The following is a 24,920-nucleotide window of genomic DNA, read 5'->3' on the forward strand; positions in this document are numbered from 1 at the left end:
TTGGCTTTAGAGATAATCTCATAAATGCGCAGTGCAACCCTTTATAAAGCATGGATTTAGTGAATAATGGCAGGGTAAAATTTTTGTACTGTTCACGCTAAAGCACACTATGAATCAGCAACAACGCGACATTTATTATCCAGTTCTTTTCCTAATATCTTTAGGATTGGTGCTTTGGCAGTACTTAGGCATGGAGCGGAACCTTAACTACTCACTAAACGAAGAATCCCCCATCTCTCTTTCTACTCAGCTCGCCGATGGTCGCTTAGGTAAGGGCTTATTATTACGCCAACAAAATAAAGCCACGCTGTTTTGCAATATAACCGAGAGGCAGCAATCCGATGCCTGTGCTTTACAGTTAAAATTAGTAGAGAATAATCAAACAGGTATAACGCTAGCCAACTTTGAAAACATCCAACTAAATCTGTCTTTTCAAAGCACTGCACCAGACTCACTTTGGCTACAAGTATTTACTCAGCACAATAAAAAACATTTACACCTGCACCAACAAAGCATTTTGCCCCAACAAGGGCGCGCGACCTACAGTATCGATATAGATGATTTATATCAGCCCTCTTGGTGGCAGTTTATTAAGCGTGACAGCCAGCACTCATCGCAAGAGGCTAAAATCACCCACATTAGCTTGCTTACTGGCGACAATACTCAAGATAAAAACATCGAGTTGTCACTCCATTCCGCCCAATTTTCTGGAAAATGGCTACAAGCAAAAGACTTATATTTAGCCTTGCTAGGCATTTGGTTAGTGAGTATTACTTACGCCTTTTTCAGCGTGACTCGTGGGGTAAAAGAGCAACATCAGCAATCAAATAAACACGCGCTAGAACTCAATAAAATTAACAGTTACCTAAGTATTGAGCGCGATAACTACGAATTCATGGCCAAAACAGACCCGCTTACCAGCTGTTTTAATCGGGCCGGTTTGAGCAGTATTTTTGGCGATATCATTATCGAATATGCTGAAATTGGTATGCCTGCCAGCATCGTGTTGTTCGACATTGACCACTTCAAAAAAATCAATGACCAGTATGGCCACGACGAAGGCGACAAAGTATTAGTTAATTTAGCAAACTTAGTACGCCAACAAATTCGCGAGGGCGATTATTTAGCCCGTTGGGGTGGCGAAGAATTTTTAGTGGTATGTACCCACACTCGCCTAAAAGGCGCCTGCGCACTGGCAGAGCACCTTCGCCAAAGCATCGAAAACACCATACTAAGTGAAGAAACCCGCATCACTAGCTCATTTGGCGTGGCCGAAATCAACTCAGGCTTCTTAGAACAATGGATAAAACGCGCCGACGAAGCCCTATATCAAGCCAAAGAAAGTGGCCGCAATAAGGTCGTTGCGGCCAACTAATACCTAAGCCCTACAAAGGATTATCTGGGCAGTTTCCGCTAATGTACAAAGGTACGCCAATACTAGGCTCAATAGGTATTAGTACTGTGCCATTGGTGGCCTGTGGCCCCCAATATTCGACCGGTAAGCTAGCTTGCAAGCCTTGTGCTAGTGGGTAGTCACAAAAACCGCTGCCATCATCTGGGGCATTGTCGCTATAGTTGGCTAAAGCGGCTAGTGCTTCAAACAAAGCCACTCGGTTTATCCAGATCTGTTTACTCAAAAAGCTTGGATCGGGTAGGCCCGGGTTAACGCCAATTTGCGGCTGACCAAGATTTACAGCGGTAACATCGGCCCGCAAATCTTGCACAAAATTTACCGTCTCCCAGCCACCAGCGGCTGCGCCAATGTGTTGATAATTGGCGGTAGCACCACTGCTAATATTACCCGCGCCTAGTTGTACTTGTGAAAAGCGTCCGGTTGAACCCACAAATACTCGGTCGATTTTCTTCATCACTTTCACCGCTAAGCTTTGTGCTAAAAACTGTTGTGGGGAACCAGGAAGCGCATCGGCGAAAGGGCTTAACAAACGAAAGTCGTGAGCAGTTTGCCCGCCTAAACAATCAACGGTTGGTAATTGCCCCAATACCTGAGCCGGTTTAATAGAGCTAAAGTCCAATTGGCAGTCGGTTTTCTGTAAATCGCCATGTAAATCAAGTACCACTTCGGGCTGAAAAGCTAAGGCTGCGGCTACCATTGCTTGGCTTTCTACCGGGCGAATAGGTTTATCTAAGGTCACATGGTGATAACGGTTTAAATCATAACCGCGGCCTACAATGCCGACAAAGTCAGCTTCTGAGTTATCGGCAAAACCGCCACCCGCCATGGGATCTACATTCTGGCGAATCAGCGCGCAATCATTATCAATAACCGTTCCTGGAATAGGATTCAAACTACAGCTTTCTGGGTCAGGCTCACCGCCATCGGGGTTGGCTCTTAATAGCACCAGCAGGTCTAAGTTAGCTAAAATGGTTTTGGTTTTACGGCCAAACCCGGTGCTTAACCAGCGAACAATGCTCAGCGCGGCTTCGGTACCCGCAGGCTCGTTACCATGCTGCTGGGTAATAACCATCACTCGAGTTCCATTGGGGTTACCCATACGGATAGCCAATAATTCGCGACCTTGGGTAGAGAGCCCCACTCGGTCAGGGTTAATATTACCGCGCCCTCCATCATTCACTGTACAAACCACGGCTTGGCGAATGCTGTCGGCTTCAATTTGCTCACCGCACACCTGATAATTGATGTTTAAATCGGCCGGCAGTGCTTGGTCAATATCCAAGAGCCCGCCATTGTCTTGATTTTTGATCAAGGGGCCAGTTTGCATACTAACGCGCGAAAAATAAGGAAGGTAACTGAGTTGAAATTGCAGGTCTTGGTAACGAGACAACTGCCAATAAGTATCATCATTGGTTTGCCAGTTCTGCTGGGGGCTCGCAAAAAGTGAATAACTCACCAGTAACGAGCTTAAAAGAATCCACTTGTTTGCTTTATTCAAGCTTCTTAAAACGTCGTGTATGTTCATGATCATCCTTGATTCGCTAGTGCTTCGCCATTTGACTCAACACTTTGTCAAAAATTAATCATAGAAGCTCAGACGCTTAATTGAGAATTAACTTACTAATTATTCCAGCTTTTTTACTGTACCTTCTCCTTTGCACTAAGTTACTTTGCTGATTATTCATCAGACAACATGCGTACTTCGCGCTGAGGGAAAGGAATTTGTATCTCAGCCTGTTGCAGAGCATTAAACACCGCTAAGTTGGCGGCAAATTTAGTTTGATGGAAAACCGGTGTGGGCACCCAAAAGCGGTAACTAATATTAATGCCACTATCGGCAAACGCATCAATGCCTACCTTGGTAGCCGGAGATTGTTGTACGTCTTCTATCGAGGCTAAAGTTGTCTCTATTAAACCAATAACCTGTTCAGGATTACTGCCATAGGCAACCGCAACTTCGCCTTCAACTAAACTATTTTGCTCGGTGTTCTTAAGTATTTCGCCCACGATGTGGCGATTGGGAATGGTTACACGCTCATTGTCTTCGTTAATCAGCACGGTGGTAGCTAAGTTAATCTCTTCAACAATGCCGGTGTAGCCCTTTACGGTAATGGTGTTTTTGAGCACAAACGGGCGGGTAAGAATAATCGCTAAGCCAGCACCATAATTAGACAAGGTGCCTTGAATCGCTAAACCCGCACCGAGAGAAATAGCACCCAAAGCCGCCACAAACGGGGTAATACTAATACCCAACTTACCCAAGGCAATAATCACTGTAATGCTGATTAACAGCACCTTCACCACATTGGCAATGAAGTTAGCAAGGGTAATGTCTAAACCTTTATGCTCAAGCGTACTAAATAACCACTTAGCGACTTTGCCAGCAAACCATAAACCCAGCAGCACAATGATAATTGCACCGAACAGCTGGAAGCTGTATCTCACTAAAAAGTCGATGATGGTTTGGTATACCGATTCAAGTTGAGCGAGCTCTTGATCAATCATTTAGCATTCCTTGCTGCAAGTATTGTTAACTTAGGTAATAGCACAATAGTTGCTACTAACTTGCTAAGTTTACTGCTAAAACAACAAATATTCTTGAAATAAAGCAACAAACAGGGCTTTTATCACCGCCTAGAACGTTAAAAGCGCCGTCCAAAAAAAACCCAAAAACTGGATAGCAGACAAACAAATAAATAGTTATGTTCAACTAAACTAACCAAGGCTGGCGCTTGGTTTGTCATGGCTTGCTAACTCAATGCAGGCTAAGCTGTTGCTATTGTTACTGCTTAATCGTTGCCAATGACTGAAAAGCTCTCCCTTCAACAAGCCCAAAAGCTGGTGTTACACTCTCAGCGCTTGCCACCCGCCAAAACCAAAGGCTCGGCGCTTAGTGCCAGTTTGGCTGCCATAGAACAATTGAGCTATGTGCAAATAGATACTATTTCGGTAATTCAACGCGCTCATCATCACACCCTGTGGAACCGCAACCCGCGCTATCAAATAAACCACCTTGATCAACTGATGCGCCAGCAGCAAGTATTTGAGTACTGGTCACACGCTGCAGCTTATTTGCCAATGCGCGACTACCGCTTTAGCTTGGTTCGCAAACAAGCCTTTGCTAGCGGCCAGCAAAAGCACTGGTATACCAAGAATACTCAGTTAATGGACGCGATATTGAAGCGCATTAGCGAAGAAGGGCCACTGATGGCCAAAGATTTTGAGCACCACGGTAATAAAACCGCCGACTGGGCCAGTAAACCCGCCAAACAGGCACTAGAGTGTTTGTTTATGCAAGGTGACTTGATGGTGCCTTATCGGCAGAATTTTCATAAGGTCTATCAACTTACCGAAAAGGTATTACCTAGCGATATAGATACCCGCGTTCCTAACCAGCAGGAATACTGTAGGCACTTAATACAGCGCTACTTGGGTGCCAACGGTGTTGGTCTGATTAGCGAGATGACTTATTTACTCAAAAACGTAAAAAGCCCATTAAGCCAATGCTTAAACGAAATGTTATTAGCCGGAGAAGTGCTTGAAGTTGAGGTGGCTGGGCAGCCTTATTTGGCGCTAAGCCACAGCCTAGAGCTATTAAACAAACCCTTGGCGCGCAGCAAACTAAAGATCTTGTCGCCCTTCGACAACCTAGTAATTCAACGAAAACGCCTGCAGCAGTTGTTTAACTTTGATTATCTAATCGAATGCTATGTGCCAAAAGCCAAGCGCCAATACGGCTATTTTTGCTTACCTATTTTATGGGGTAGCCAAGTGGTCGCAAGAATGGACTGCAAGGCCGAGCGTAAAACTCAAACCTTGCACATTTACAACTTGGTGCTGGAACCAAGCCTTAAAAATATTAGCGCTTTTAGCGAAGCCTTAAACAACGAGCTAGCAGCATTTATGCAGTTTAACCAATGTGAGCAAGTAACTGTTCATCAGGTACAGCCCAAGTCAGCGCAGCCAATCATTAGTGCTGAATTACATAGACTAAAAACGGCGATTTAAACCAGCGATAAACTGGCGACGATCGCCACCAAAACCAACGTATTCAAACATGGCAGACCAATAAGCATTAATGTTGAAGTTGGCGCCCACTAAACCCTGCCATTTATCGGTGTTTTCTTGGCGAATTTTATAGTCGATAGAAAGGTCGGTACCAGGAATTGGCTGGTTACCGTCAATTCGTAGTTCGCTGTCTAAATAACTCACTCCGCCATATACCGCTAAGCTGCGGTCATTTTCAAACTGGAAGAGTTTGCCAGCACGTGGCACGGCGCTAAACACGATGCCTTCGCTGTTAGTTCTGTCCATATCGGCATAGGTAAAGGTAAGCGGTACTGCTAAAAAGTAAGAGCGCCAGCCACCAGCCAATACCGTACCTAGGCTATAACTGTAGCCGTCTACATCTACATTCACGTTAAACGGCACAGTTTCTTTACCTTCTAATACGCGACAAGCAGGATGGCTAATAATGCCGGAACAATCTATTTCTAGCTGATCCAGTAAGTCATCGCCGTTTAGCGCAAAGTTTACGTTGGCTTCGCCGGTAATTCGGCCAAAGGTGCCAAATACATTCATAAAGGGAAATATCCAAGCGTCTACTTTAATCTGCGGGGTTTGGGTGCGGTTATCGTTATCGCTAAAGGCAACAAAGTCGATGGGTACGTTGGCACCATTGCCTCCAAGGCCCACTTCTAGCTCATCAAGATTCATGTGCTGATAGGTGTCGACATAAATAAAGCTAATGCCGATGGGTAAAGGTAAGTCGTAACCCAAATCAATGACACGTTGCCCATAAAACGGCAATACCCGATCCCATTTTCGAGGCGAGTTCTCGGTTTGGCTGCCGGGTGATTTAGTATCACGCATGGGTAATGTGGTTTTGTTTAAGCCGCTATCGGTGAGCTCTTCGTTACGCGATAAATTAACCAATACTGCTGAGCCAGAAACATTGGCTCCGCTGTCGTTCACCACATAAGCAGGAATGTTATGTTGGTTCACCTCTATGGTGCTGGCATAGGTTTGGCCGCTTTCACCTAAGCGCCATTCGGCCGACACACCCGTGCCCCAACCACCTTGAGTAAAAGCCTCGATGCTTTGCTGATCTTCGAACAAACCAATAATGTAGTATGAGCTTAAGCCCAAGCCCACACCTACATCGTAACGCTCCACATCCATGTAGGTAATGCTGTCGTCCTGCTTATTGTACAGAGCACCTAAGCCACTAGATTTACCTAATACTGGCACCTTAAAGCTAGATAGTTCAGAGGAGAAGTAGCCTGCGGCTTGGTCAAGTTCTTGCTGTAATTCAGGATTTAACGCCACCAAGCGCTCGATAGCCGTGTCGGCTTGTTGCTCAACTTGCTGTCGCACCGCGTCTCGCTCACCGCTTGGAATCACCGTTTTGCTAGAACAGGCTGCCAAAGTAAATAGAGCAAATAAGCCAAAGCAAAAACCTAGAGGATTTCTCATTACTATCCTTGTTGTGTTGAGGCTGCATCCTGCAGCTCAATATAATGAAGGGCGATCTGCTAATCGCTATATACCAACAATAAGCAAAGGCTCAAATTTCTTCAATTTTAATTCGAAATACCTGCTCTTGCCCAGAGAGTTTAATTTTAGCGTCTTGGTAGCTGGGCGGGCCAAAACTTCCCTTTGGATTATTGCTCATGCCAGTTGGCTCTTTGGGAATGCCAAACCAGTTAGTATCAAGAACACCGTTGGCATTTATATCGTGATAAACATTTATCGCACACTCAGCCGGTAAAGGCTCACTTATAGTTAGCCTTAACTCACCATCACTTGCACTTTTTGCAGGCAAAGCTTGAGTAAAGATAGACTCTTTTAAATAGCTTTCGCTGGAGTCCCACACCCTAAGCACTATTTGCCCTTTCTTAGAGCTAATCCCTTGTACATCAACGTGCACTGGCGCAGCCAGCGCGCTCAAGGGGAGCAAAGCGATAAGGAAACTAAATATTTTCATAAAGCTCCTTGCTGTTAGTTAATCAATTAATACTGAAAGACTATTTGGTAGCTAGCAAGCACTATCAGCTTTTAACCAGAAAATAGCCAAGTGACCCGTCCTAAGATAGGTTGACGATTTTTAGGCCAGCTCCAGTAGCTGGCCTTTTCTATTGTGCACCTGATTGGGCGTTTTCATATTTAAACTCAGATGCGGCCTCATAGCGTTGTATATCGCTATCGATTCTTTTACAAGTATCTTCATTTCTTTAAGCGTTTTACATCGGTACAGTAAAAACTCCTGCTTCAGTATTCCGTTTATCCTTTCCGCCAACGCATTTTGGTAGCAATCATAACCGTCTGTCATCGAGGGTCGAATTTGGTTTATCAACAGTTCATCCTGATAAACTGCCGAGCAGTATTGTGAGCCTCGGTCTGAGTGGTGTACCGTGTTAGCGATATAGCGCTTATCTTTAACCGCCATTTTCAGGGCCTTCACTACGCTGTCAGCTTTCATGTCCTCACTCAAGTGATGACCGACTATTTTACGAGAAGCAGCATCGGTCACCAGCGACAGATAGTGTACACCTTGGTCTGATTCAAGATAGGTTATGTCGCTAACCAGTACATGCTCTGCATCATGTAACCCTTCCTCTTTCAGCAGGTTAGGATGTTTCTTCATCCAGTGCTTGCTGAATGTCGTTTTGGTGAAGCTTCTCTTTGGTTTAACCAGCAAACCMTCACGTCTCAAATAGGCAAAGAGCCCATCTCGTCCAAGTTTAATGTCGTGCTCAAGGAGTTTAGGCTTTATCAACACGTAGAGCTTGCGTACACCCAATCGCGGCATATATTTACGCCAGTACTGTACCCAGTCTTTGATGACCGATAACGTCGCTCTACGGTTTTCCATTCGGGCGACCGCCTGATAAATAGATTGCCGTGAAATACCCGCCGCGCGACATGCAGCAGCTAGGTTTATTTCGCTGTCGGTTTTCGCTTGCCAGATGTACCGGATAAGTACTTTTTTCTAAGGCCCGCTCCGTATTCATTGTCCATGATATCGACCATACCATTGAGGATTTGGTTACGTAGCTTCTCTTCGGCTAACTCACGCTCAAGGCGCTTGATTGTTTCGGCTGGCGTTTCTTTTGAATTAGGCATAAGGGGATGCTGAAATGGTTTTGACCAATCAAGCCTACCATGTTTTCTGAGCCAAACCAGTACTGTTGAACGCCCCTGAATGCCAAATCGGGCTTGAGCTTGTTTGTAAGTCATTTCGCCTTTTTCGACGCGCTCTACGACACCTAATTTAAAGGCTAAGGTGTAATCTCGTTGTGTGCGCTTAGGGCTTGAGTTAATGGGTGTTGTCATAAAGAAGTCCTCTTTATGTCAACCTATTTCCGGACGGGACAAGATGTAAACAAAAGCCGATGCGTGAGCATCGGCTTTTTTGTTTTTAAGGCCTTGCTGAAAAGCACCCAATAAAAAACCAGTCACGTAGACTGGTTTTTTGTTTAGCTGCTGCAGCGAGAGCTAGTTTTGACTGTCATCGAAAACAATGCTTACTGCGTGGCTACCTTTGGGGCCTTGCTGTGTTTCAAATTGAACTGGCTGACCAGCTTTAAGGGTGCGATACCCTTCCATTTGAATCGTCGAATAGTGAGCGAAGATATCTTCTCCACCTGTATCCGGGCAAATAAAACCAAATCCTTTTGCGTTGTTAAACCACTTAACTGTTCCGCTTGGCATACGACATATCCCTATTAAATTTATCTACCAAACTGACCGAGTTGGTCACTTTTGACGCAACTTTGAGTCAGCTGTTTAACAATTTAGTAAAATATTTACTACAGTCAAGTTTTCAAGGTACTTTTCTACTAGCCTTGTTAACTCAAAGCGGTTATGTTGAGAAACAGAGACGCGTTTTTACTACTATAGTTTTTATGAGCAAATTATCTGATTGGTTAGATGTTGAAGAAATAACCAAACAAGCAAAAAGTGAGACAGCACCGCCACCAATGTATAAGGTGGTTTTAAATAATGATGACTATACTCCTATGGAGTTCGTTATTGAGGTGTTGCAGTTGTATTTTAATATGGATTTGGACAAAGCAACCCAAATAATGCTTACCATTCACTACAAAGGTAAAGGAGTTTGTGGGGTTTTCACGGCCGAAGTAGCTGAAACCAAAGCTGCACAAGTAAATAGTTATGCCAAACAAAATGACCATCCCTTGATGTGCACTATGGAGAAAGCATAGCTAAGTAGTATTGATTGTCTTTAGGGGGCCTATGCATGCTAAATAAAGAGTTGGAACAAACTTTAAACCAGGCGTTTAAAGAAGCAAGACAGCAACAACACGAATTCATGACGGTAGAGCACTTGTTGTTGGGTTTATTAGAAAACTCTGCCGCCAAGGAAGCCCTAGTCGCTTGTGGGGCTAACCTCAACCAGCTTAACCAAGAGTTAAGTAGTTTCATTGAACAAACCACCCCTGTTATTCCAGAGGACGATGGAGAGCGCGAGACGCAACCTACTCTTGGTTTTCAACGGGTTCTCCAACGTGCAGTTTTCCATGTTCAATCTTCTGGTAATAGTGAAGTAAGTGGCGCCAATGTATTGGTAGCCATATTTAGCGAACAAGAAAGCCAAGCCGTTTATTTCCTTAAAAAAGCAGATATTAGCCGTTTAGACGTGGTTAACTTCATCTCTCATGGCATTCGCAAAGATGAAGAACCTAGTGCAGAGCAAGGCCCAGCGGAAACGGAAACTCAGTCTGAAGAGACTAAGCAGCTAGAAAGCTTTGCTAGCAACCTTAATCATTTGGTGCTTAAAGGCAAAATTGACCCGCTTATCGGCCGAGATAAAGAATTGTCTCGCACCATTCAAGTATTGTGTCGTCGCCGTAAAAACAATCCATTGTTAGTAGGTGAAGCCGGCGTGGGTAAAACAGCCATTGCCGAAGGCTTGGCTTACCGCATTGTGCACGAAGATGTGCCAGATGTGATTAAAGACGCCACTATTTACTCTTTAGATATTGGCTCGCTGCTTGCGGGGACTAAATACCGAGGTGACTTTGAGAAACGTTTTAAAGCCTTATTAAAGCAGCTAGAAAACGCCGAGAATGCGATTTTATTTATCGATGAAATCCACACTATTATCGGTGCAGGCGCGGCTTCTGGTGGCCAACTAGATGCGGCAAACTTAATTAAGCCTTTATTAAGTAATGGTTTATTACGTTGCGTGGGCTCTACCACCTATCAAGAGTACAATCAAATATTCGAGAAAGATCGCGCTTTAGCTCGTCGCTTCCAAAAAGTAGATGTAGTAGAGCCAACCATTGAAGATACTACTAAGATTTTGTTGGGCTTGAAGAGCCGTTACGAAGCTCACCACGACGTTCGTTACACCAAGCAAGCAATGCGCAGTGCGGCAGAGCTTGCAGCTAAGTACATTAACGAGCGCCACCTGCCCGATAAAGCGATTGATGTGATTGACGAAGCTGGCGCGAGTATGCGCATGTTACCAGTGAGTCGTCGCAAGAAAACCATTGGGGCAGGGGATATTGAAGCTATTGTTGCAAAAATTGCTCGTATCCCTGAAGCCAAAGTTTCTTCTTCAGACAGAGAAACTCTGCGCAGCTTAAATGAAATATTGAAGATGGTAGTATTTGGCCAAGACCCAGCCATTGATGTATTGGTTGATGCCATTCGTTTAAACCGCTCTGGTTTAGGTGCAGAGGAAAAACCGGTTGGTTCATTCCTGTTTGCTGGCCCTACGGGTGTTGGTAAAACAGAGGTAACCCAGCAGTTAGCTAAGGCCTTAGGTGTTGAACTAATTCGTTTTGACATGTCTGAGTATATGGAGCGCCATGCCGTTTCACGCCTGATTGGTGCGCCTCCAGGCTATGTAGGTTTTGACCAAGGTGGCTTACTTACTGATGCAGTGCTTAAGCACCCGCATTGTGTGGTTTTGCTCGATGAGATTGAAAAAGCCCACGAAGATGTATTTAACTTGTTATTACAGGTGATGGATCATGGCACGCTTACCGATAACAACGGCCGTCATGCTGATTTTCGTAATGTGATATTAGTGATGACCAGTAACGCTGGGGTTAAAGAGACGCAACGTTCTGCCATTGGCTTTAAAGAGCAAGACATGAGCTTTGATGCAATGGACGAGATTAAGCGTATATTTGCTCCTGAATTTAGAAACCGCTTGGACAACATCATTTGGTTTAACCATTTAGATGAAAATATTATTGAACAAGTAGTCGATAAATTTATTGTGGAACTGCAAGCTCAGCTTGACGCTAATGGCGTTTCAATGGAAGTAAATACAGAAGCGCGCTTATGGTTGTCTGAGCAGGGTTATGACAAAGCAATGGGCGCAAGGCCAATGTCTCGAGTGATTCGCGAGCAACTTCGTAAGCCGCTGGCTAACGAGATTCTATTTGGCCGCTTGAATGATGGTGGGCATGTAGATGTTGGAATTAAAGACGGTAAGCTTGATTTTCAATATGAAGATGAAGTTGCTGAAGTTTAATTACTAATGCTTAACCCGATCAAAAAAGCCAGCTACTAGCTGGCTTTTTAATTGTTGTATACAACAATTGCGGATTAGCGCGCGCGGAAAACAATGCGCCCTTTTGACAAGTCGTACGGTGTTAATTGAACCGTAACTTTATCTCCGGTTAAAATGCGGATGTAGTTTTTACGCATTTTTCCAGAAATGTGGGCAGTAACAACATGTCCGTTTTCTAGTTCTACACGGAACATTGTGTTAGGCAAGGTGTCTAACACTGTGCCTTGCATTTCAATATTGTCTTCTTTCGCCATTGAGTCCTCTGTTTGACACGCACTTATAAAAACGCAGGGAGAATGCCAGATTTACTGCCTTGTGTAAAGTTTATCCTCTAAATCTATTGCCATTTACTGTTAATAAATCGTTGATGTGGCAAATAGTTCCGTTTGTAGTTCATTTTTCTGCAATCATCTACCTGATAACCCAAATATAACCAGTCCTTACCTTGTTGTTTAGCTTGGCTAATTTGCATTAACACCGCCAAGTTGCCTAGTGATAATTTATCTAAGTCCGGGTCAAAGAATGTATAAACAGCGCTAAATGCTTTTGAAAAAACATCAGTAACGCACACAGCAACTAATTGTTCATCATCAAATAGCTTTAGGTATTGGGTGCTAGACCAATCACACTGCAAAAACTCAAAGAAGGCTTTTTCATTAGGCGGATACATGCTGCCATCTTTGTGCCTTGCTTCTATATAACGGGAGTAAAGTTGGTAATCGTCTTGGTCTAGTTGATGATCCCAGCAAAGGGTAAGCTGCTTAGCTTTGTTCAGAATCCGTTTTTGCGATTTGCTTGGGCTAAAATCTGCCACTTTAACTCTTAATGACTGACATTGAGTACATGCGCTGCAAGCTGGGCGGTATATCTCACTGCCACTGCGGCGAAAGCCGAGTTCTAACAATTGTGAGTAGTAGGCTGATTTTTGTTCATTATTACACAGTAAAAAGCATAATTGCTCTTGTTGGTCTTCCAAATATGGACAAGTATTTACTTGGCTTAAACCTAGCGGTAGCTGCATTAAAAAATCACCTGCTGTTGCCAACACTTAGCATCAACTTTGTTGTCTTTGTGTTTGTTAAGTAGGTTTAAAAAGCATTGTCTTTCAATCGCTTCCATGCCTAAACTTAACAAGTGAGGGTTCTCAACTTGCCCGTCAATGTAAACGCCGCCATGTTGTTTGAAGTGTTGGCAAAAAAGGTGGAACGCCAGTTTGGATGCGTTAGTCTCGGTATGAAACATTGACTCACCACAAAATACTTCTCCTACAAGAACCCCATATAATCCACCGACTAATTCTTCACCATTCCACACCTCAACGGAGTGAGCGCGTTCAAGTTGATGTAAAGCGATATAAGCCTTGATCATGTCTTGATTAATCCATGTTTCATCGGTGCGTAGGGCTGCGCACCGTTCAATCACCTGTGGAAAATCACTATTCACCGAAACCTTTAAGGTGGTTTTTCGCATGAATTTTTGCATGCTTTTGTTTACGGTATGCGCGCTTAAGTCTAAGCCGATTCTAGGATTAGGGCTCCACCATAACACTGGTTGATCATCACTAAACCAAGGGAAAATGCCATTGTCATAGGCTGCGATTAACCTTTGTGGACTAAGGTCTGCGCCAATGGCTAACAAACCATTAGGATCTTCTAAGGCGTGATTGGGAGAGGGGAATGGGCGATTTAGTTCTAAGAATACTGGATGCACAGGCACTTATAGCTTTTACAATATCTCTAACAAGTATATCAATACTAAACGATTTTTAGGTATAAAAAAGCCGGTTATTAAACCGGCTGAATAAGATGCTTAGTCGTTTATGCTATCTAAGTATCGCTCCGCGTCTAGCGCTGCCATACAACCCGCACCTGCAGAGGTGATGGCTTGACGATAAATGTGGTCAGCCACATCGCCCGCTGCATAAATACCAGGAATGCTGGTTTGAGTTGCATTACCTTCAGTACGCGATTGAATAGTGAGGTAGCCATCTTTCATTGCTAACTGGCCTTCGAAGATGCCGGTATTAGGTTGGTGACCAATGGCGATAAAGGCTCCCATTACGTCGATATCTTGGCTAGTACCGTCTTGCACGTTTTTAGTACGCACACCAGTAACGCCCATTTCATCACCTAACACTTCATCAAGAGTTTGGTTTAAATGCAGTACAATATTGCCGTTAGCTACTTTGTCCATTAGGCGTTTAGTTAAGATCTTTTCGCTTCGGAATTCTTCACGGCGGTGAATTAGGTGCACTTCAGATGCAATGTTCGATAAGTACAATGCTTCTTCAACAGCAGTGTTACCACCACCAACTACCGCTACTTTTTGGTTGCGGTAGAAGAAACCATCACAGGTAGCACAGGCAGAAACCCCTTTACCTTTGAATGCTTCTTCAGAAGGTAGGCCTAAGTACTTAGCTGATGCACCTGTGGCAATAATTAGTGCGTCACAAGTGTACTCGCCACTATCGCCTTTAAGCTTGTATGGCTTTTCTTTGAAGTCAACTTCGTTGATATGGTCGAAAACAATCTCGGTTTCAAACTTTTCAGCATGAGCTTGCATACGTTCCATTAGGGCAGGACCCGTTAAACCTTCAGCATCACCAGGCCAGTTTTCAACTTCCGTTGTGGTGGTTAATTGACCACCTTGCTGAATACCAGTGATAAGCACTGGGTTTAAGTTGGCGCGTGCCGCATATACTGCTGCAGTGTAACCCGCTGGGCCAGAGCCTAGAATAATTAGTTTGTGGTGTTTTGCATTGCTCATGATTGCTACAATTCCTTAAAGTTCTTGCTTGATATATGAGGGTACAAAATCCGAAATCAAGCGTCATAAAGCGAAAAAATTGCGCTTTATACAAAGTAGAAGTTTGTTGGATACAGCATAATAGGCTTCGTTATTCCCCCCAAATAATAAAACTTTATATGGATATGCGTATTTATCTAGCCTTTAATTCGGCTTTTTACTTGATAGTCCGTGCATTTTGTGGAATAAATAATGCCTAGGGATAAGACAAAAGTTTAAAAAAGTCTGTTGGCTTGGGTTTTAGCTCTGCATCTCGCTTGGAATGACTTATTTATGTGTGAAAGGACATCCACATAATTTATGCAAAGACTACAAGTATTAATGCATAAAAAGTCAGCACAACTTGGTGTGCTTAGGGACAACAATCGTATCACCATTAATGGAAGCAAAAGGTCGACCAATGAAGGAACTGGATCGTATTGATCGCAACATACTTAATGAGTTGCAAAAAGATGGCCGCATATCGAATGTGGAACTTTCAAAACGTGTAGGCCTTAGCCCTACACCTTGTCTAGAAAGGGTTAGACGTTTAGAGCGCCAAGGTTACATTACTGGTTACACTGCTATTCTAAACCCACAATACTTAGACGCTTCGCTACTGGTTTTTGTTGAAATCACGTTGAATCGCGGTGCTCCTGACGTATTCGAACAATTTAATCATGCTGTGCAGCAGCTTGAAGAAATTCAAGAATGTCATTTAGTGTCAGGTGATTTTGATTATCTATTAAAGACCCGCGTAGCAGATATGTCTGCTTACCGTAAGTTGTTAGGCGAAACCTTGTTACGTCTACCTGGTGTTAACGACACCCGTACTTACGTAGTGATGGAAGAAGTGAAGCAGAGTAATCGACTAGTTATCAAAAACTAACGGAGTCGTTTCCCCCTCCAATTCATTTTTGATAAAGTTAAACAAGCGGCTATAGCCGCTTGTTTTGTTTTTAGCCAAACAGAATAATTATTGGATATTTTTAGTTCAAGGGAACGCTTGTGACAGATACTACAGACAACAAATTGTCTGGCTTTGCTCGAATTGCGGAAGTTGGTGCCATCGCAATGGGCGCTTTAGGTGTTTACCTAATGGTAGCCTTATTAAGTTTTAATCCGAGCGATCCTAGTTGGTCGCAAACTGCTGGTCAGCAAAGTATTGCCAATGCTGCAGGAAGCTCTGGTGCATGGTTTGCCGACTTACTGTTGTTTAGCTTTGGTTTTATGGCTTATAGCATGCCGTTTATTTGCGCGTTGTTGGCTTGGGCGCTGTTTTGGCGTCCTTGTCCTATAGCCCAAGTAAACTTCTTCACTTTAGGCTTAAGGCTTATTGGTTTTGTTTTCACTTTCGCTAGCTTAACCACGCTGGCGAGCATTCATATTGACGATTTTCATTTCTTTTCTTCAGGAGGCTTAGTGGGAGATATCTTCACTCAGCTAATGATTCCGGTGTTTGGTTTACTTGGCACCAGCATTATTTTATTAGCCGTGTTTGCCGGTGGTATTACTTTGTTTACCGGACAGTCTTGGGTTCAATTTGTTGAACAACTGGGTGGTGGGCTTAATTCAGCTTATCTTGCGGTTGTTGGTTTTCCAGAGCGTTTACGAAATAAAAAACAACGTGAAATAGAGCAAGATGTCTTAATGCGAGACTTTGTAGCAGAGCCTTCTCAACAAGAATCACAGCAAAGTCCCCTTAATGAAGGTGATGCTGAGCGCCAAACCGATTTTGTAGAAGAGCAAAATGCTTATCAAGAACCAACGTTCGAACAGGCTATTCAATCAGAAACCGAAAATGATTCGGTAGCTATCGAGCCAAGTTTCTCTATGGAGACTGATTTTGAGGCCGAGCTTTCGCAAGCTAAAGAAGATATTGAGTTTGCTTATGAAGACGAAGCGATAGACCCTCCTAGCGTCATTCTTGATGACACCGCGCCTGAGCCTATGCCAGACATTCCATTTGACGGAGAGTCTGTCGCTGTAGCCAAGCCGCCTGTGTCAAAACCTGCTGTTCAAGCTAAACCCGCTCAGCCAAGGCTAAGCCGTTTACCCGATATGAATCTATTGGATAGGCCAGATAAAAAGGCCAACCCAATATCACCAGAAGAGTTAGAGCAGGTCTCACGCTTAGTTGAAGCTAAGTTGCTCGACTTTAATATTCAAGCAAACGTTGTTGCCGTTCACCCTGGCCCAGTGATTACCCGTTTTGAGCTAGATTTAGCGCCTGGGGTGAAGGTGAGTAAAATCACAAACTTGTCTAAAGATTTAGCGCGTGCATTGTCAGCAATTAGCGTTCGGGTGGTAGAAGTAATCCCTGGTAAATCGGTAATTGGTTTAGAACTGCCAAACCGTTACCGAGAAATCGTTTATTTAAGCGAAGTGATTGATAGCAGCACTTTCCATCAATCGAAATCGCCTTTGGCGATGGTATTGGGCAAAGACATTGCTGGCCAGCCAGTTGTGGCTGACTTAGCTAAAATGCCTCACTTATTGGTTGCTGGTACTACGGGTTCGGGTAAGTCTGTTGGTGTAAACGTCATGATTGTCAGTCTTCTGTATAAATCTACGCCAGAAGATGTTCGGATGATTATGATTGATCCCAAAATGTTGGAGCTGTCGGTCTACGAGGGCATTCCTCATCTACTATCTGAAGTTGTTACCGACATGAAAGAAGCCGCCAATGCCTTACGCTGGTGTGTAGGTGAAATGGAACGGCGCTACAAGTTAATGTCTGCCATGGGTGTGCGAAACCTTAAGGGCTTCAACCAAAAAGTGGTCGATGCGATTGAATCTGGTAATCCGATTGTTGACCCATTGTGGAAGCCGGAAGACAGCATGGCTGAAACAGCGCCTACCTTAGAAAAACTGCCTCACATCGTGGTTATCATCGACGAGTTTGCCGACATGATGATGATTGTGGGTAAAAAGGTTGAAGAGTTAATTGCGCGTATTGCACAAAAAGCCCGTGCCGCTGGTATTCATTTAGTACTTGCTACACAGCGTCCTTCTGTGGATGTTATAACCGGCTTGATTAAAGCAAATATTCCTACACGTATGGCCTTCCAAGTATCAAGCCGTATCGATTCTCGTACTATTCTTGACCAACAGGGTGCTGAAACCCTATTGGGTATGGGTGATATGCTATACCTTCCTGCGGGTACGGGTGTACCAACCCGTGTTCACGGAGCATTTGTTGATGACCACGAAGTACACGCTGTGGTATCGGCTTGGAAAGAGCGGGGTGAACCAGATTACATCGATGAAATTCTAAATGGCGAAGCAGGGCCTGACGCGATGTTGCCTGGCGAAGTTGCAGAGTCTGACGAAGAGCTAGATGCTTTGTTTGATCAAGCTGTTATGCATGTTACCGAAACCCGACGTGGTTCTGTATCTGGAGTACAACGTAAGTTTAAAATTGGTTATAACCGCGCCGCTCGTATTGTTGAGCAAATGGAAGCTCAGGGCATTGTTAGTGCACCAGGTCATAACGGTAACCGGGAAGTTATCGCTCCACCGCCGGTGAAAATTGATTAAGAGAAAAGATGAAAAAATTACTGAGTATAAGTTTTGCTGCATTGTTGTCTGCCCAAGCTTTTGCTAATGAAGCGGCTGACGAGCTACGCGCCCATCTTGCAGATTTAAAGGGGTTTCAGGCGCAGTTTAAGCAAACAGTGATAGATGCCGATGGCGTAAGCATTCATGAAGCGGAAGGAAAGCTAAGCTTAGCTAGGCCTGTAAAGTTAAATTGGCAACAGGTAATGCCCGAACAAGACATGATAGTGTCTGATGGTTCAACCATTTGGTACTACAGTCCGTTTGTCGAGCAAGTGACCATTATGGACGCAAGTGCAGCAATCAACCAATCGCCGTTCATTCTGTTAGCCGATGACCGCAGCGAGAGCTGGCAAAATTATCAGGTTGAGAAACAACAGCAGGGATTTTTAGTTAAGTCGAAAGATGATCCTCTGCAAGCTGCTTTTTGGGTAAAACTAAATGCAGATAACAGCATTTCTCGTTTTGATATTATCGAAAGCACTGGCCAACGTAGCCAATTTGATCTTCAGGGCTTTAAAGCTAACCCAAGCTTTAGTGACAAGTTGTTTAGCTTTGAAATCCCAAAAAATACCATGATTGATGATCAGCGCTAATGAGCCTTGAGCTAAACTTTGAGGCCGACTTTCGGCCTCTAGCTGCTAGAATGCGGCCCAGTAAGTTAGAGCATTATGTTGGCCAACAACATATCTTGGCTGGTGACAAACCGCTCCATAAAGCGATTTCTTCTGGACAGCTGCACTCAATGATTCTTTGGGGCCCTCCTGGCACAGGAAAAACCACAATTGCTGAATTAGCTGCTCTGTATGCCGACGCCGAAGTTGAAAAAATCTCGGCGGTAACTGGCGGCATTAAAGAAGTTAGAGCAGCGATAGACCGCGCCTTACAAAACAAACAGGTTAGCCGACGCACCATACTATTTGTAGATGAAGTGCATCGCTTTAATAAAAGCCAGCAAGATGCATTTTTGCCTTATGTAGAAAATGGTACGGTTATTTTTATTGGTGCCACCACCGAGAATCCATCTTTCGAACTTAATAACGCTTTGTTATCTCGGGCAAAAACCTATGTTCTGCGCGCTTTAGATAGCACCGCTATTTTGCAGCTACTCGACAGAGCGATAAACCAAGATGAGCTGTTAAAGCAACAAAAACTGAATTTTGAAGAAGGCGTGTTAGATACGCTTGCCAACTTAGTGAGTGGCGACGCTCGACGGGCGTTAAACTTACTAGAGATGATGAGTGAACTGGCTGAGAATGATGGTCAGCAAAAACTATTGAGCTTTGACTTGCTCAAGCAAGTAGCCGGAGAGCGTTATAGCCACATCGATAAGGGCGGCGATAAGTATTACGACTTGCTCTCTGCTTTACATAAATCTATACGAGGATCTTCGCCTGATGCCGCCTTATTTTGGTACTGCCGCATCTTAGAAGCCAGTGGCGATCCGCTAGCGGTCGCTCGTCGTTGTTTAGCGATTGCCTCTGAAGATGTCGGCAATGCTGACCCTCGTGCGATGCAAATAGCGGTAAGTGCCTGGGATTGTTTTACTCGAGTAGGAGCCGCAGAAGGCGAGCGAGCAATTGCTCAGGCGGTTGTCTACTTAGCCTGTGCCCCTAAAAGTAACTCTGTATATACCGCATTTAAAGCAGCCAGAGTGGCAGCTAAAGAATACGGTGATACCGAAGTGCCAGTGCACCTGAGAAACGCGCCTACTAAACTGATGGCCGAACTGGGCTATGGGGCAGAGTACCGCTATTCTCATGACGAGCCCAATGCTTACTCAGCTGGTCAGCAATATTTGCCTGATGCTTTGTTAGGGACGCAGTTTTACCATCCCGAACAACGCGGCTTAGAAAAGCAAATAGCAGAAAAGCTCGAATACCTAAGAAACTTGGACAAGCAATCGCCATAGCTTGGATTAAATAACAGTTATTATCTTTATATTGCACAATCAAGCTTAAAGCCTGATTGTGTCTGTAAGTAGTTGCTTTATAATAAGCTCGTTTTGGACACTAAGTCATTAACAGTGCTTAAACTTTTCCGAGTAGGCTTGTTTAGCATTGTTTTTAATTAACGATTTGAATTGGAAGTAGGTTATTGAATGTTAGACGCTAATTTGTTGCGCGGCGAAATAGAAACCACCGCAGAGCGCTTAAAGACTCGTGGATTTGAACTAGATGTAGCACGATTGACTGACTTAGAAAGTCGTCGTAAAGAGCTACAAGTTCGTACCCAAGAACTGCAAAATGAGCGTAATACCCGTTCCAAGTCTATCGGGCAAGCTAAAGGGCGCGGTGAAGACATTGCGCCACTGTTAGCCGAAGTAGGCCAACTTGGTGAAAAGTTAGATGCAGCCAAAGCAGAACTCAACGAACTGCTAGAAGAAATTAAAGACTACTCGTTAACCTTGCCTAATCTTCCTCACCCAAGTGCTCCTATTGGAAAAGACGAAGACGAAAACGTTGAGCTACACACTTGGGGTGAATTGCCTAGCTTTGACTTTGAGGTTAAAGATCACGTTGATGTAGGTAGCGATTTACAAGGGCTAGATTTTGCTAATGCGGTAAAAATTAGTGGCTCTCGTTTTATAGTAATGAAAGGCAAGATTGCCAAGTTACACCGTGCTATCGCTCAGTTTATGCTTGATACCCACACTGAAGAGCACGGCTACCAAGAAATGTACGTTCCGTACTTGGTTAACTCCGACTCTTTGTATGGTACCGGTCAAATGCCAAAATTTGGTAAAGACTTGTTCCATACCCAGCCAGCTACCGAAGAAGGTGTTGGCATGAGCTTAATTCCAACGGCTGAAGTACCGCTAACCAATATGTTACGCGACAGCATTGTAGAAGAAGCTGAACTGCCGATTAGAATGACTGCTCATACGCCGTGTTTTCGTAGTGAAGCGGGATCTTATGGCCGCGATACGCGTGGATTGATTCGTCAGCATCAATTCGACAAAGTAGAAATGGTGCAATTGGTTCATCCTGAGAAATCTTACGAAGCCTTAGAAGAAATGCGCCAACATGCTGAGAACATTCTACAAAAACTAGAGCTACCTTACCGAGTAGTAACCCTATGTACTGGTGACATGGGCTTTGGTGCTACTAAAACCTACGATTTAGAAGTATGGGTTCCTGCGCAAAATGCCTACCGTGAAATCTCATCAGTATCTAACTGTGAAGACTTTCAAGCGCGTCGTATGCAAGCGCGTTTTCGTGCTACCGGTGCTAAGAAGCCTGAGTTGCTGCACTCACTAAATGGTTCTGGTTTAGCTGTTGGTCGTACCTTGGTGGCTATATTAGAGAACTACCAAAATGCCGATGGTAGCATTAAGGTTCCAGAAGTATTGAAGCCTTATATGGGCGGCTTAGAAACTATCGCGGTATAAGCGTTAATTAAAATAAAAAAAGCGCCTTTAGGCGCTTTTTTTGTATGTAATTCAGGTACTAAATACACTTTACTGGTTTAGGTAAGCCAGCAACCTTAGTGGCTTGTTTTGCCGGTCCCTGTGGAAATAGCTTGTACAGGTAACGGCTATTGCCTTTCTCGGGTCCAAATTTTTTGGCCATTGCTTTAACTAAAGCACGCATGGCGGGCGAAGTATTAAACTCTAAGTAGAAGTTGCGGACAAATCTTACAACTTCCCAATGAGCCTCACTCATTTCAATCTCTTCAAGTTTGGCTATATGGGCTGCAAGATCTTCTGACCAACTGTCTATGTCGATCAAGTAGCCATTTTTATCGGTTTCGTATTGCTGGCCGTTGAATTCAATCATTATATTATTCGTATCTATCTTTAACTTGTGGCTAGTTTACCACTTACCATTTACTAGTAGTTGGCGAATTTTCTTCAAATCTTTGCCAATTAGCTGCAGTTGATATGCAATTAATAGCTCGTTACCAACCAGCTGTGGAAGAAGCTGATTAATGGCTCGCGTAAAAGACTCATTGTTAGCTTGAACGATGGGGCGGTTTGGGCCTTTAAGTAATAAGTAATCGTGCATTAACTGCAGCTCGTTTTGAATTAACTCGCCTAAACACGCCAAGCGCTCAGCCGCTTGATTTGATTGCAGTTGGGTGCGGTGGGTTGATAGCGCGGAGAGATGCGAGAGCAGGTGATGGCTTAAGCCCACAAGTTGGTATAAATCTGGCGATAAGCGTTGCTTACGGCTGGGCTCTGCAAGCATGTATTGCCAATGCCTTACCAACTCAGCCTCGCTTTGATAAGCGTGGTAGCGGCTTAGACGAAAATTGGTGGTTTCTTCAACATCGGCGTTAAAATACTGGTTGAAAATGGCGGTCTGGTAGTTAGCTATATTGGCAAACAATTGACTAATGATTTTGCGGCTTTGTTTGTGTTGCCAATCAGGCCATAAATAGCGAAGCGCCGCCATCGCCATAAGTGCACCCATTACCGTGACTAACGCTCGCACTATTAGCGCTTCGTTAGCGGGGTAGCCTTGAATGTCGAGGGAAATGGCAACAAATACCGTAATCATCGCAACCGATATTGCGTAATTAAAGTGGAAGAATAAAAAGAATAACAATACAAGGCCGGGTATCAGTGAGGTAAGTGCAATATCTGGAAGCTGTAGGTAGCTTAGCGCGGCTGCAAAGCCAACCCCGGCTATAGTGCCATACACTCGTTTATCTACGCGTTTCTTGGTGTCGTGATAATTAGGTTTTACTACCAGTAAGCAACTTAGCATAAGCCAATAGGCATGTTCGTCACCCGACAGCTGAATCAGGCCATAAGCAAGTAGCATCAATGTAGCCATGCGCAAAGCATGGCGATTAACGCTCAGACTGAGATCAACGGCTTGTGACAGGTATTGTTTAAGTGATATTTGAGTAAAAGGTGAAAAGCTTTGTTCTGGCTCTGGAAAATGTTGCTCGTGAAAACACAAAGCAATCACTTTGTGCAGGTTTTTCAGCATATAAGCAAAGCGCGGTGGAACATCTTTAAGGTTTGAACGATCCGCTTCTAGTTGTTCAACCGCAGTAATCAACTCTTGTTCTGCACTTGAATCAAGGTGTTTTGCGCCAATCACCCGCGCTATTCTTACTAGAACTGCTCTAGTGTCAGCGAGTAAAGTCCTTGGTAATACGCGTTGTAAGCGTTGGTAGTCTAGGTGCGAAGAGCTTAATCGCTCATGTAGCAGTTGGGCTTTAAAGAAACGGTCCATTTGGCTAGACCCAACATGCTGTTTGTTACGTTGTTGGTAAACATATAGTCCATGGCGTATTACCCCAAGTTGCTCAGCGATATCGGCGCTTTGAGCTGTTAACTTTACCTGTATGTCAGTGATGTTGGCTTCACGTTGAAACAAACGGGTTTTAGTTAATTGATAAAGACTAATTTGCTTGAATATCTGATCTAATTGTTTGTCTAGCCAACGCGTTGGGTAAAGGGCGTTGATTAACAACGAGAGTAGGGCATAACTTAAGGCGCCAACCACTAGCCAAAAGGGCTGTAGCCAAGGGTTGTCGTAGGTGTTGTAACCCAGCATGGTGTAAATAGCGATGATCAAGGAACAGAGGGAGATTGCACCATACTTTTGCCCAAGCACAGGCATTCGCATAAACAGGTAAGTGGAGCAAAATAAACCAATGGCAAACAGCCAAGGCCAGCAGAACAATAAGGTGACCGAGATACTGGCTAAGGAAAAACTGGCCATCATCAATAGCGTGCTTTGAACACGATGTTGATAAAAGTCAGGGCTGTCGGCTAAGCCTGCTGCAACCACGCCAAGTGTAGCCGTTAGGGCAAAATCTAAATTAAACACTAAGCCCAAGCTAAGAATGAACATAGCTAAGCCGGCTGCTTTGCAGGCTATGGTCCAATTTAGTTTGGCTGGGTCTAGTTTAAGATTTAGTACCATAAATAAAAACGCCCTGTAAGAACAGGGCGTGATAGTCCTTCAGCAATATCGCTTAGTCGTCGTTCAAGAAACCTAAGATATGTAACAAGTTTACGAAGATATTAAATACATTCAAGTACATAGAAATAGTAGCTCGAATATAGTTGGTTTCGGTTCCGTTTATGATATTGCTGGTATCATAAAGAATAAAGCCAGAAAACAACATTACCGCTGCACCACTAATGGCTAGGCTAAGCATTGGTATTTGTAAGAACAAGTTAAGTAACATGCTCACTACAACTACTATTAAACCCGCCATCAAAAAGCCGCTCATAAAAGAGAAGTCTTTTTTGGTGGTAAGTACATAGCCTGACAAACCAAAGAAGATAAGACCGGTCATTCCTAAGGCTTGCATTACAATTGCTCCGCCTTGCGGGAACTGTAGGTAATGACTAAGGATTGGTCCTAGTGAGCCACCCATTAGGGTTGTAAATACAAAAGTCCAAACCAAACCCATTGAAGAGTTAATGCTTTTAGGTAGAACGAAGAATACGATTACCATGGCGGCAACCATCATACCAATAGATGCTAAGTGGCCAATTCCGGCTACTACTGCAAAGAATGCTGCAATTGCACTGGTAAACAAGGTCATCGAAAGTAAGGCGTAGGTGTTACGCAATACCTTATTTGTTTCCAGTTTCGATGCAGCGCTATAGTTTATCGTGCTCGGCTGATTCATTATTTCACTCCG

At 44.0% G+C, this 24,920-nt stretch carries 22 protein-coding genes; 9 read left to right on the forward strand and 13 right to left on the reverse strand.

Translation table 11 applies throughout. From position 1 onward, the window contains the following. Positions 1 to 109: 109 nt before the first annotated feature. Positions 110 to 1,375, forward strand: coding sequence for a GGDEF domain-containing protein (locus G6R11_RS00685; protein WP_163130357.1), 1,266 nt, complete (start codon positions 110 to 112; stop codon positions 1,373 to 1,375). A 10-nt stretch (positions 1,376 to 1,385) separates the two neighbouring features. Here G6R11_RS00685 and G6R11_RS00690 read toward each other — a convergent pair whose 3' ends face one another. Both G6R11_RS00690 and G6R11_RS00695 read right to left on the reverse strand, forming a co-directional pair. Then, positions 1,386 to 2,939 carry a M14 family zinc carboxypeptidase gene (locus tag G6R11_RS00690; RefSeq protein ID WP_163130360.1) on the reverse strand — a complete coding sequence of 518 codons (1,554 nt, stop codon included), beginning with the start codon at positions 2,937 to 2,939 and terminating at the stop codon, positions 1,386 to 1,388. 152 nt (positions 2,940 to 3,091) lie between these two features. Continuing rightward, positions 3,092 to 3,919 (reverse strand): mechanosensitive ion channel family protein, encoded by an 828-nt coding sequence (locus G6R11_RS00695; protein ID WP_163130363.1) that lies wholly within the window; start codon positions 3,917 to 3,919, stop codon positions 3,092 to 3,094. A gap of 297 nt (positions 3,920 to 4,216) precedes the next feature. On the opposite strand from G6R11_RS00695, the gene G6R11_RS00700 reads away from it, so the two are divergent. Then, positions 4,217 to 5,422 (forward strand): winged helix-turn-helix domain-containing protein, encoded by a 1,206-nt coding sequence (locus tag G6R11_RS00700; RefSeq protein WP_163130366.1) that lies wholly within the window; start codon positions 4,217 to 4,219, stop codon positions 5,420 to 5,422. Here the strand turns inward: G6R11_RS00700 and G6R11_RS00705 are convergent. From G6R11_RS00705 to cspD, 4 genes are all read right to left on the reverse strand, one after another. Beyond that, a complete protein-coding gene (locus tag G6R11_RS00705; RefSeq protein ID WP_163130369.1) occupies positions 5,405 to 6,889 on the reverse strand; it encodes a hypothetical protein in 1,485 nt (494 codons plus the stop codon). The genes G6R11_RS00700 and G6R11_RS00705 overlap by 18 nt on opposite strands. 91 nt (positions 6,890 to 6,980) lie before the next feature. Next, entirely contained in the window at positions 6,981 to 7,400 is a 420-nt protein-coding gene (locus G6R11_RS00710) for a DUF2141 domain-containing protein (protein ID WP_163130373.1), read from the reverse strand. A gap of 120 nt (positions 7,401 to 7,520) precedes the next feature. Then, positions 7,521 to 8,749 (reverse strand): IS3 family transposase gene (locus G6R11_RS00715; RefSeq protein ID WP_163130376.1). Its coding sequence is split into 2 segments (ribosomal slippage): positions 7,521 to 8,398 and positions 8,398 to 8,749, totalling 1,230 coding nucleotides; the frame shifts between segments, so codons are not numbered across the junction. Between the two features lie 162 nt (positions 8,750 to 8,911). Further along, positions 8,912 to 9,127, reverse strand: coding sequence for a cold shock domain-containing protein CspD (gene cspD, locus G6R11_RS00720; RefSeq protein WP_016401033.1), 216 nt, complete (start codon positions 9,125 to 9,127; stop codon positions 8,912 to 8,914). A 194-nt stretch (positions 9,128 to 9,321) separates the two neighbouring features. Between cspD and clpS the strand changes: the two genes are divergently transcribed. Continuing rightward, positions 9,322 to 9,639 carry an ATP-dependent Clp protease adapter ClpS gene (gene clpS / locus G6R11_RS00725; protein WP_016401032.1) on the forward strand — a complete coding sequence of 106 codons (318 nt, stop codon included), beginning with the start codon at positions 9,322 to 9,324 and terminating at the stop codon, positions 9,637 to 9,639. 35 nt (positions 9,640 to 9,674) lie between these two features. Continuing rightward, complete coding sequence (clpA, locus tag G6R11_RS00730; RefSeq protein ID WP_163130379.1) at positions 9,675 to 11,924, forward strand: ATP-dependent Clp protease ATP-binding subunit ClpA; 2,250 nt, start codon at positions 9,675 to 9,677, stop codon at positions 11,922 to 11,924. Positions 11,925 to 11,998: 74 nt separating this feature from the next. Here the strand turns inward: clpA and infA are convergent, their stop codons facing one another. The 4 genes from infA to trxB all read right to left on the reverse strand — a co-directional run bounded on the left by infA (position 11,999) and on the right by trxB (position 14,729). After that, on the reverse strand, positions 11,999 to 12,217 hold the full coding sequence (gene infA / locus G6R11_RS00735; RefSeq protein ID WP_016401030.1) for a translation initiation factor IF-1: 219 nt from the start codon (positions 12,215 to 12,217) through the stop codon (positions 11,999 to 12,001). A gap of 83 nt (positions 12,218 to 12,300) precedes the next feature. Then, a complete protein-coding gene (locus G6R11_RS00740; protein WP_163130382.1) occupies positions 12,301 to 12,984 on the reverse strand; it encodes an arginyltransferase in 684 nt (227 codons plus the stop codon). Then, positions 12,984 to 13,673 (reverse strand): leucyl/phenylalanyl-tRNA--protein transferase, encoded by a 690-nt coding sequence (gene aat, locus G6R11_RS00745; RefSeq protein WP_163131852.1) that lies wholly within the window; start codon positions 13,671 to 13,673, stop codon positions 12,984 to 12,986. Before aat ends, G6R11_RS00740 begins: the two co-directional genes overlap by 1 nt. 99 nt (positions 13,674 to 13,772) lie before the next feature. Further along, a complete protein-coding gene (gene trxB / locus G6R11_RS00750; RefSeq protein ID WP_163130385.1) occupies positions 13,773 to 14,729 on the reverse strand; it encodes a thioredoxin-disulfide reductase in 957 nt (318 codons plus the stop codon). A gap of 418 nt (positions 14,730 to 15,147) precedes the next feature. Here trxB and lrp point away from each other — a divergent pair, with 418 nt between their 5' ends. From lrp to serS, 5 genes are all read left to right on the forward strand, one after another. Beyond that, entirely contained in the window at positions 15,148 to 15,636 is a 489-nt protein-coding gene (lrp, locus tag G6R11_RS00755) for a leucine-responsive transcriptional regulator Lrp (protein WP_040306996.1), read from the forward strand. Positions 15,637 to 15,755: 119 nt separating this feature from the next. Then, positions 15,756 to 18,287, forward strand: a complete 2,532-nt coding sequence (locus G6R11_RS00760) for a DNA translocase FtsK (RefSeq protein WP_163130403.1) — start codon at positions 15,756 to 15,758, stop codon at positions 18,285 to 18,287. Between the two features lie 8 nt (positions 18,288 to 18,295). Further along, entirely contained in the window at positions 18,296 to 18,901 is a 606-nt protein-coding gene (gene lolA, locus G6R11_RS00765) for an outer membrane lipoprotein chaperone LolA (protein WP_163130407.1), read from the forward strand. A 50-nt stretch (positions 18,902 to 18,951) separates the two neighbouring features. After that, on the forward strand, positions 18,952 to 20,217 hold the full coding sequence (locus G6R11_RS00770) for a replication-associated recombination protein A (protein WP_370525608.1): 1,266 nt from the start codon (positions 18,952 to 18,954) through the stop codon (positions 20,215 to 20,217). Positions 20,218 to 20,406: 189 nt separating this feature from the next. Further along, positions 20,407 to 21,696, forward strand: a complete 1,290-nt coding sequence (gene serS / locus G6R11_RS00775) for a serine--tRNA ligase (RefSeq protein ID WP_163130413.1) — start codon at positions 20,407 to 20,409, stop codon at positions 21,694 to 21,696. A 58-nt stretch (positions 21,697 to 21,754) separates the two neighbouring features. Here serS and G6R11_RS00780 read toward each other — a convergent pair whose 3' ends face one another. From G6R11_RS00780 to G6R11_RS00790, 3 genes are read right to left on the reverse strand one after another with little or no spacing between them, the layout of a single operon-like run. Continuing rightward, entirely contained in the window at positions 21,755 to 22,084 is a 330-nt protein-coding gene (locus G6R11_RS00780; protein ID WP_163130416.1) for a TusE/DsrC/DsvC family sulfur relay protein, read from the reverse strand. Between the two features lie 36 nt (positions 22,085 to 22,120). Continuing rightward, positions 22,121 to 24,190, reverse strand: a complete 2,070-nt coding sequence (locus G6R11_RS00785; RefSeq protein WP_163130419.1) for an FUSC family membrane protein — start codon at positions 24,188 to 24,190, stop codon at positions 22,121 to 22,123. A 52-nt stretch (positions 24,191 to 24,242) separates the two neighbouring features. Next, on the reverse strand, positions 24,243 to 24,908 hold the full coding sequence (locus tag G6R11_RS00790) for a Bax inhibitor-1/YccA family protein (RefSeq protein WP_163130422.1): 666 nt from the start codon (positions 24,906 to 24,908) through the stop codon (positions 24,243 to 24,245). Positions 24,909 to 24,920: the final 12 nt, after the last annotated feature.

It is taken from the genome of Agarivorans sp. Alg241-V36 (assembly GCF_900537085.1).
Classification (GTDB): domain Bacteria; phylum Pseudomonadota; class Gammaproteobacteria; order Enterobacterales; family Celerinatantimonadaceae; genus Agarivorans.

What these genes read in the sequence shown, in the direction of transcription:
- G6R11_RS00685 (WP_163130357.1), top strand. Translation starts at nt 110, where the DNA reads ATGAATCAGCAACAACGCGACATTTATTATCCAGTTCTTTTCCTAATA.
- G6R11_RS00690 (WP_163130360.1), bottom strand. Translation starts at nt 2,939, where the DNA reads ATGAACATACACGACGTTTTAAGAAGCTTGAATAAAGCAAACAAGTGG.
- G6R11_RS00695 (WP_163130363.1), bottom strand. Translation starts at nt 3,919, where the DNA reads ATGATTGATCAAGAGCTCGCTCAACTTGAATCGGTATACCAAACCATC.
- G6R11_RS00700 (WP_163130366.1), top strand. Translation starts at nt 4,217, where the DNA reads ATGACTGAAAAGCTCTCCCTTCAACAAGCCCAAAAGCTGGTGTTACAC.
- G6R11_RS00705 (WP_163130369.1), bottom strand. Translation starts at nt 6,889, where the DNA reads ATGAGAAATCCTCTAGGTTTTTGCTTTGGCTTATTTGCTCTATTTACT.
- G6R11_RS00710 (WP_163130373.1), bottom strand. Translation starts at nt 7,400, where the DNA reads ATGAAAATATTTAGTTTCCTTATCGCTTTGCTCCCCTTGAGCGCGCTG.
- cspD (WP_016401033.1), bottom strand. Translation starts at nt 9,127, where the DNA reads ATGCCAAGCGGAACAGTTAAGTGGTTTAACAACGCAAAAGGATTTGGT.
- clpS (WP_016401032.1), top strand. Translation starts at nt 9,322, where the DNA reads ATGAGCAAATTATCTGATTGGTTAGATGTTGAAGAAATAACCAAACAA.
- clpA (WP_163130379.1), top strand. Translation starts at nt 9,675, where the DNA reads ATGCTAAATAAAGAGTTGGAACAAACTTTAAACCAGGCGTTTAAAGAA.
- infA (WP_016401030.1), bottom strand. Translation starts at nt 12,217, where the DNA reads ATGGCGAAAGAAGACAATATTGAAATGCAAGGCACAGTGTTAGACACC.
- G6R11_RS00740 (WP_163130382.1), bottom strand. Translation starts at nt 12,984, where the DNA reads ATGCAGCTACCGCTAGGTTTAAGCCAAGTAAATACTTGTCCATATTTG.
- trxB (WP_163130385.1), bottom strand. Translation starts at nt 14,729, where the DNA reads ATGAGCAATGCAAAACACCACAAACTAATTATTCTAGGCTCTGGCCCA.
- lrp (WP_040306996.1), top strand. Translation starts at nt 15,148, where the DNA reads ATGGAAGCAAAAGGTCGACCAATGAAGGAACTGGATCGTATTGATCGC.
- lolA (WP_163130407.1), top strand. Translation starts at nt 18,296, where the DNA reads ATGAAAAAATTACTGAGTATAAGTTTTGCTGCATTGTTGTCTGCCCAA.
- G6R11_RS00770 (WP_370525608.1), top strand. Translation starts at nt 18,952, where the DNA reads ATGCGGCCCAGTAAGTTAGAGCATTATGTTGGCCAACAACATATCTTG.
- serS (WP_163130413.1), top strand. Translation starts at nt 20,407, where the DNA reads ATGTTAGACGCTAATTTGTTGCGCGGCGAAATAGAAACCACCGCAGAG.
- G6R11_RS00780 (WP_163130416.1), bottom strand. Translation starts at nt 22,084, where the DNA reads ATGATTGAATTCAACGGCCAGCAATACGAAACCGATAAAAATGGCTAC.
- G6R11_RS00785 (WP_163130419.1), bottom strand. Translation starts at nt 24,190, where the DNA reads ATGGTACTAAATCTTAAACTAGACCCAGCCAAACTAAATTGGACCATA.
- G6R11_RS00790 (WP_163130422.1), bottom strand. Translation starts at nt 24,908, where the DNA reads ATGAATCAGCCGAGCACGATAAACTATAGCGCTGCATCGAAACTGGAA.